Raw genomic sequence first — 7,073 nt, forward strand, 5'->3', positions numbered from 1 at the left:
GTCGCCGCCGTGGCCGTCGCGGTGTAGGTGGAGCCGTTCACACCGACGTACGTGCTCTCGCTCGGGGTGGCGCCGTCGTTGGTGACCCGGAGCCGGAGGCACGTCCCGTCGAGGTCGTACGCCGGCGCGGAGGCTGCCGACGCCGGAGCGACCGGCGCCATGATCATGAGGGAGGACGCCACCAGCACCAGGCCGACGGCGAGACGAGACGCACGTTGCACGCTCGATAAACGACAAAGTCGATCGATAGTAACGACATATCCCGGTACGCCCCTCCGGTCGCGGGGATCGTTAGGCTTGACGCTCGTGGCAACCTCCCCCGAGTTCGCGTACTCCGATCTGCTCCCGGCCCACCACGACGACACGCCGTACCGGCTCGTCACCACCGAGGGCGTCTCCACGATCGAGGCCGGCGGGCGCACCTTCCTCCAGGTGGACCCCGAGGCGATCCGGCGGCTCACCTACGAGGCGATCCACGACATCCAGCACTACCTGCGCCCGGCGCACCTGACCCAGCTCCGGAGGATCATCGACGACCCCGAGTCCTCCGGCAACGACCGCTTCGTCGCCCTCGACCTGCTGAAGAACCTCAACATCTCCGCGGGCGGCATCCTGCCGATGTGCCAGGACACCGGCACCGCGATCGTCATGGGCAAGAAGTCCGAGGGCGTCCTTACCGGCGCCGACGACAGCGAGACGATCGCGCGCGGCATCTACGACGCCTACACCTCGCTGAACCTGCGCTACTCGCAGATGGCCCCCCTCACGACGTACGACGAGAAGCCGACCGGCACCAACCTGCCCGCGCAGATCGAGCTCTACTCCACCCCCGCCCCGGGTGACGGGGAGTCGCCGGAGTACCACTTCCTCTTCATCGCCAAGGGCGGCGGCTCGGCCAACAAGTCGTTCCTGTTCCAGGAGACGAAGGCGATCCTCAACCCGGAGCGGATGCTGGCGTTCCTCGACGAGAAGCTCAAGAGCCTCGGGACGGCGGCGTGCCCGCCGTACCACCTCGCCGTGGTGATCGGCGGCACGTCCGCCGAGCACACGCTCAAGACCGCCAAGCTCGCCTCGACGCACTACCTCGACCACCTCCCGACGACCGGGGACGTCAGCGGTCACGCGATCCGCGACCCCGAGCTGGAGGAGGAGATCTTCAAGCTCACCCAGACCTTCGGGATCGGAGCGCAGTTCGGCGGCAAGTACTTCTGCCACGACGTCCGCGTCGTCCGGCTCCCCCGCCACGGCGCGTCCCTGCCCGTCGCGATCGCCGTCTCGTGCTCGGCCGACCGGCAGGCGCTGGGCAAGATCACCGCCGAGGGGATCTTCCTCGAGCAGCTCGAGACCGACCCGGCGCAGTACCTCCCCGATCCCGAGGAGCAGCACCTGATCGAGGGCGGCGAGGTCGTCTCCATCGACCTGTCGCAGCCGATGTCCTCGATCCTGGAGGAGCTGTCGAAGCACCCGGTGAAGACCCGGCTCTCGCTCACGGGGCCGCTCGTCGTCGCGCGCGACATCGCGCACGCCAAGATCAAGGAGCGGCTCGACGCGGGCGAGGAGATGCCGGCGTACCTGCGCGACCACCCGGTGTACTACGCGGGGCCGGCGAAGACCCCCGCCGGCATGGCGTCGGGGTCGTTCGGGCCGACGACCGCGGGTCGGATGGACTCCTACGTCGAGCAGTTCCAGGCCGCCGGCGGGTCGATGGTGATGCTCGCCAAGGGCAACCGGTCGAAGGCGGTCACCGAGGCGTGCCACGCCCACGGCGGCTTCTACCTCGGCTCGATCGGCGGCCCGGCCGCACGACTCGCGCAGGACTGCATCACGTCGGTGGAGGTGCTGGAGTATCCCGAGCTCGGCATGGAGGCGATCTGGAGGATCGAGGTCGAGGACTTCCCCGCCTTCATCGTCGTGGACGACAAGGGCAACGACTTCTTCACCGATCCGTCGGGGTCGGTCACCGTGCCGCTGACCGGCATCCGGGTGCGCTCCGCGCAGCGCTGAGCGAGCCAGCACTCGAGCCGTCGCGATGTCCGCTCCGCCGCAACACGACCTGGATGCCCTCGGCCACGCGCTGAGTGCCATGCCGGACGCGATGGTGGTCGTCGACCGGGCGGGCGTCATCCGGCTGGCCAACGCCCACGCGGGCGACCTGTTCGGGTACGCCGTGAGCGAGCTGGTCGGCAGCCCGATCGAGATGCTGGTGCCCGAGCGGGTGCGGCCCTTCCACCCGGAGCTGCGGACGGGCCACGTGCCGCACGGCTACCAGCCCCTCAACCACGAGAACCAGGTGACGGGCCAACATCGTGACGGGCGGCTCCTGCCCCTCGAGATCACCCTCTCCCACGTCGAGACCACGGCGGGATCGATGCGGGTGGCAGCTGCGCGGGACGTCACCGAGAAGCGTGAGGTGGAGGCCGCCCTGCGCGAGGCCGAGCGACGCTACCGGCAGCTCTCCGAGCAGGATCCGCTGACCGGCCTCTCGAATCGGCGCCGGTTCACCGAGGAGCTGCGTGTCGGGCTGGAGGAGCGAGCCGGCGGCGCCCTCGTGCTCCTCGACGTCGACGGGCTGAAGCAGGTCAACGACACCCTCGGCCATCACGCCGGGGACCTCCTGCTCAGCGGCGTCGGCGACGCCCTGGCCGGGTCGGTCGGGCCGGACGATCTCGCGGCCCGGATCGGCGGCGACGAGTTCGCGCTGCTGCTGGCGACCTCCGACGCCGGCGAGCTCGAGCGCTGCGTCGCATCGGTCGAGGCCTCGATCGCCTCCCTGCCCGCGGAGCCGACACCGACGGCCTCGATCGGCTATCTCCTGCTCGCCGACCTGACCAGCGCCGAGCGTACGCTCGCGGGCGCGCTGATCCGCGCCGACGATGCGCTCTACCGCGCCAAGCGCGCCGGCGGCGCCCGCTCCTGCCGCGGCTAGGGTGTGTTGATCGATTCGGCGCCGGGATCCGCTCGTCGCGACCCGGGCCGCGGAGGAACGGCCTGGCCGCGTCGTTCGTTCGACGGGGCATGAGCATGCAATGCCCTGTGGACGGCGCCCCTCTGACGATGAGCGAGCGCGCCGGGATCGAGATCGACTACTGCCCGACCTGCCGCGGCGTGTGGCTGGACCGCGGTGAGCTGGACAAGATCATCGATCGCTCGCTCGGCCAGCAGCCGGCTCAGGCCGCGCCGGTGCAGCAGCAGCCGGCGTACCAGGAGGGCTATGACCGGCGCTACGACAACCAGGGCTACTACAAGAAGAAGCGCCGCGAGAGCTGGCTCAGCGAGCTCTTCGACTGAGCCCCTAGTCTCGGGGTCCGTGGAGGAGATCGCCCGCGCGACGAGCACCCGCGGGGAGCTGGTGCTGAGCCAGCGCGACGACGGATCCCTGGAGCTGCGCGCCAACGGGGTGTTCGTCATGGACACCGTCGAGACCTCGACCGAGCGCGCGCTCGCGACCCGGGCACTGGCGCTGCACCACGACCCGCGCGAGGTGCTCGTCGGCGGCCTCGGGCTGGGCTTCACCCTCGAGGCGATCCTGGCCGACGACCGGGTCGGGCGGGTCACGGTCGTCGAGATCGAGCCGGCGCTCGTGGACTGGATGCGCGACGGCACCATCCCCTTCGGGCCACCGGTCATGGCCGACCCGCGCGTTCTCGTCCAGGTCGCCGACGTCACCCACCTGCTGCGGGTGGCCGGCCCCTCGGCGTACGACCTGGTGCTGCTGGACGTGGACAACGGGCCGGGCTACCTGGTGCACGACGCCAATGCCGACCTCTATCGCTCGCCGACGCTGCACGAGGCCAAGCGGGTGACGCGGGCGGGCGGCGTCGTCGTGGTGTGGAGCGCGGCCGAGGCGCCCGAGCTGCAGCGCACGATGGAGACGGTGTTCGGGCGGTGGCGGACCGAGGTGGTGGCGCTCCCGGTCGACCTGCAGGGCCGCCCGGAGTCCTACTGGCTCTACGTAGGCTGGAAGGGTGACTGACTCCGACCCTGAGTTCCGCATCGAACACGACTCCATGGGGGACGTGCAGGTCCCCGCCGACGCGCTCTGGCGGGCGCAGACCCAGCGGGCCGTGGAGAACTTCCCCATCTCCGGCACGGCGCTCGAGCCGGCGCTGATCCACGCCATCGCCCACGTGAAGGCCGCGGCGGCCCGGGTCAACGGCGATCTGGGCGTCATCACGCGCGAGCAGGCCGACGCGATCGACGCCGCCGCGGCGATGGTCTTCTCCGGGGAGTACGACGACGAGTTCCCGATCGACGTCTTCCAGACCGGCTCCGGGACGTCGTCCAACATGAACGCCAACGAGGTGATCGCCTCCCTCGCCGCGCGCGAGGGCGTCGAGGTCCATCCCAACGACCACGTCAACGCCTCGCAGTCCTCCAACGACACCTTCCCCACCGCCATCCACGTCGCCGCCGCGCTCGCCGTGCGCGAGCAGCTGCGGCCGGCGCTGGACACGTTGGCGTCGTCGCTGGAGCGCAAGGCGTCGGAGTTCGCGGAGCTGGTGAAGTCCGGTCGGACACACCTGATGGACGCGACGCCGGTGACGCTGGGGCAGGAGTTCGGCGGGTACGCGGCGACGATCCGCTATGCGTCGGAGCGGCTCTCGGCTGTCCTTCCCCGAGTGCGGGAGCTGCCCCTCGGGGGCACGGCGGTCGGCACCGGGATCAACACCCCGGCCGGCTTCCCCCGGCAGGTCATCGCGGCTCTCTCGGAGGCGACCGGCGAGCCGTTCACGGAGGCGCGGGACCACTTCGAGGCGCAGGGCACGCGGGACTCGCTCGTCGAGCTGTCGGGCGTGCTCAAGACGCTCGCCGTCGGGCTGATCAAGATCAACAACGACCTGCGCTGGATGTCGTCGGGCCCGACCGCCGGTCTCGCCGAGATACAACTACCCGACCTCCAACCCGGGAGCTCGATCATGCCCGGCAAGGTCAACCCGGTGCTGCCGGAGGCGACGCTGATGGTCGCCTTCCAGGTGATCGGCAACGACGCCGCGGTGACCGTCGCCGGCGCGTCCGGCGCCTTCGAGCTCAACGTCGCGATGCCCGTCATCGCACGCAACCTGCTCGAGTCGATCCGCCTGCTCTCCACCTCGATGACGGTGTTGGCGTCGCGGACCATCGACGGGATCGTGCCGAACACCGACCGGATGCGCGCGTACGCCGAGTCCTCCCCCTCGATCGTCACGCCGCTGAACAAGTACGTCGGCTACGAGGCCGCCGCGAAGATCGCCAAGTCCGCCCTGGCCGAGGGGATCACGATCCGCGAGGCCGTGATCCGCGGCGGCTACGTGCCCGACAAGCTGAGCGAGGAGCAGCTCGACGCTGCGCTGGACGTGATGAGCATGACCCACCCCTGAGGGTTCGACTCGGCCGCATGGTGAGCAGTCACCGGTTAACCGGCGACTCCTCACCGCAGCTGGCCACGACGTGAGCCGTTTCGCCGCGCCACGCCGGAGGCGACGGCGTGTCGCGGTCAGCAGACGCACGAACGGGCCAGCGCGGCAGTCTGGCGGATGAGCGCGACCACGTGGTCGGGGTCGAACATGACCTGCTTCCAGGTGAAGCGGAGCACCCGCCACCCGGCCGCCGTCATCGCGGTGTAGCGCTCCACGTCGCGGTTGAAGTCGCGCTGCGCCCTGCCGTGGAACTCCCACGAGTCGGCCTCGAGCACCATCCCGAGGATCGGATTCGTCAGGTCGGGCCGCACCGTGTGCCCGCCGAGCCGCATCGGGAGCTGCGGCACCACCTCCACGCCCGCCTCGACGGCCAGTGCCCGGAGCGCCGACTCGAAGGGGTTGGCGGCCAGCCCGTCGGCGTACGCCACGACGCGGCGAGCGCGACGTCCTCGCTCTCCGTGGAGGGCCGACGCGCCTCGCTCGAGGTGATCGCGGCTCACGTCGCCGTGCCGCAGCGCCGAGTCGGTCACCGCCAGCGCGTCGGGGAGGGGCAGGTCCGCGGCGCACATCAACGCCGTCTGGAGCCTGTTGGTCGCCCAGCCATCGAGGTCCTCGCGCCGCAGGTCCATCCGGCGTACGCCGGCGGCCGACCGCCGCACGCCACGCGGGACCGCCACTTTCGGCTCCTCCGGTGGCATCCGCACCTCCCAGCCCCAGTGCAGCGCCGCGCTCTCGTGGACGAGGTAGCCGTTGACGCGCCGCGCGAGACCCAGCGCCTCGTCGACGCTCGGCAGCGCGTAGCGGTCGCGTGCCACGTGCACGATCGCCCCCTCGCGCACGGCCCGGCGGATCGCGCGGCGACTCGCGTTCGCGCGCAGCGTCGCGTAGTCGCTCAGACCACCGAGCACGATGAGCAGGCTCCCGAGATCCATGCCGGCAGCATGACCCCGATGCGCGTACGCCGTCGGCGACTCTCCACAGCCCGGCCAGGACGTGCGCCGTCTGACCGTGACACGCCGACACTCCCGGCGTGTCACGCCGACGGGCCTCACGAACGGGTCGGCGTCGACCTCCGCCGCGGGCCAGAGCCCGGAGTCGGCGGGCTCAGTACCAGTTGTGGGACTCGGAGTGACCCCACGCGTTGCACGGGGTGCCGTAGCGGCTCTTGATGTAGCCGAGGCCCCAGGTGATCTGGGTGAGGGCGTTGTCCTCCCAGTCCGGGCCGGCGGAGGCCATCTTCGAGCCGGGGAGGGCCTGCGGGATGCCGTGGGCGCCCGACGACGCGTTGTGAGCGTGGACGTTCCAGTTGGACTCGCGGGTCCACAGCTTGTCCAGGCAGGTGAACTGCGAGCCGCTCCAGCCGTAGTCGGACATCAGCGCCGACGCGATGGCCTTCGGGTCCTGGTCGGCGAGGTCGACCGAGCCGGTCACGGCCTGGACGTCTCCCTCGGCCGCGGCGGCGAGCGAGGCCGCCTTGGCGGGGTCCGCGGCCTGGCGCCGGTCGCTGGAGCGGGAGAGCTCCGCCGACCGTGTGGACGCGCTGTCGGCCGTGCCGAGGGACACGGCCGAGGCGGCCGCCGGGACGATGCTCTCGCCGCCGGTCGCGACGCCCCCGACCACGACGGCGCCGGTGGCCGCGGCGGCGAGGCCGCCGAGCACGGCGGTGGCGCGGACGAC

The 7,073-nt window shown here is 71.2% G+C and carries 8 protein-coding genes; 5 read left to right on the forward strand and 3 right to left on the reverse strand.

Annotated elements, in window-relative coordinates; genetic code table 11:
- The coding region (locus tag QM572_RS01330) for a hypothetical protein (RefSeq protein ID WP_415089211.1) at positions 1–221 on the reverse strand (221 nt) is incomplete at its 3' end.
- Positions 222–306: 85 nt separating this feature from the next.
- Here QM572_RS01330 and QM572_RS01335 point away from each other — a divergent pair.
- The 5 genes from QM572_RS01335 (at position 307) to QM572_RS01355 (ending at position 5,357) form a co-directional block, all read left to right on the forward strand.
- A complete protein-coding gene (locus tag QM572_RS01335) occupies positions 307–2,004 on the forward strand; it encodes a fumarate hydratase (protein ID WP_415089213.1) in 1,698 nt (565 codons plus the stop codon).
- A 25-nt stretch (positions 2,005–2,029) separates the two neighbouring features.
- Positions 2,030–2,926: a GGDEF domain-containing protein gene (locus QM572_RS01340; RefSeq protein ID WP_415089215.1), complete on the forward strand. Its 897-nt coding sequence runs from the start codon at positions 2,030–2,032 to the stop codon at positions 2,924–2,926.
- A gap of 95 nt (positions 2,927–3,021) precedes the next feature.
- Entirely contained in the window at positions 3,022–3,288 is a 267-nt protein-coding gene (locus QM572_RS01345) for a zf-TFIIB domain-containing protein (RefSeq protein WP_415089217.1), read from the forward strand.
- Between the two features lie 19 nt (positions 3,289–3,307).
- Complete coding sequence (locus tag QM572_RS01350) at positions 3,308–3,973, forward strand: spermidine synthase (protein WP_415089219.1); 666 nt, start codon at positions 3,308–3,310, stop codon at positions 3,971–3,973.
- Positions 3,966–5,357, forward strand: coding sequence for a class II fumarate hydratase (locus QM572_RS01355; RefSeq protein ID WP_415089221.1), 1,392 nt, complete (start codon positions 3,966–3,968; stop codon positions 5,355–5,357). Before QM572_RS01350 ends, QM572_RS01355 begins: the two co-directional genes overlap by 8 nt.
- 116 nt (positions 5,358–5,473) lie before the next feature.
- Here the strand turns inward: QM572_RS01355 and QM572_RS01360 are convergent, their stop codons facing one another.
- Entirely contained in the window at positions 5,474–6,328 is an 855-nt protein-coding gene (locus tag QM572_RS01360) for a DUF559 domain-containing protein (protein ID WP_415089223.1), read from the reverse strand.
- Positions 6,329–6,500: 172 nt separating this feature from the next.
- The coding region (locus tag QM572_RS01365) for a lytic transglycosylase domain-containing protein (RefSeq protein ID WP_415089225.1) at positions 6,501–7,073 on the reverse strand (573 nt) is incomplete at its 5' end.

This window comes from Nocardioides sp., from assembly GCF_047607365.1.
GTDB lineage: Bacteria > Actinomycetota > Actinomycetes > Propionibacteriales > Nocardioidaceae > Nocardioides.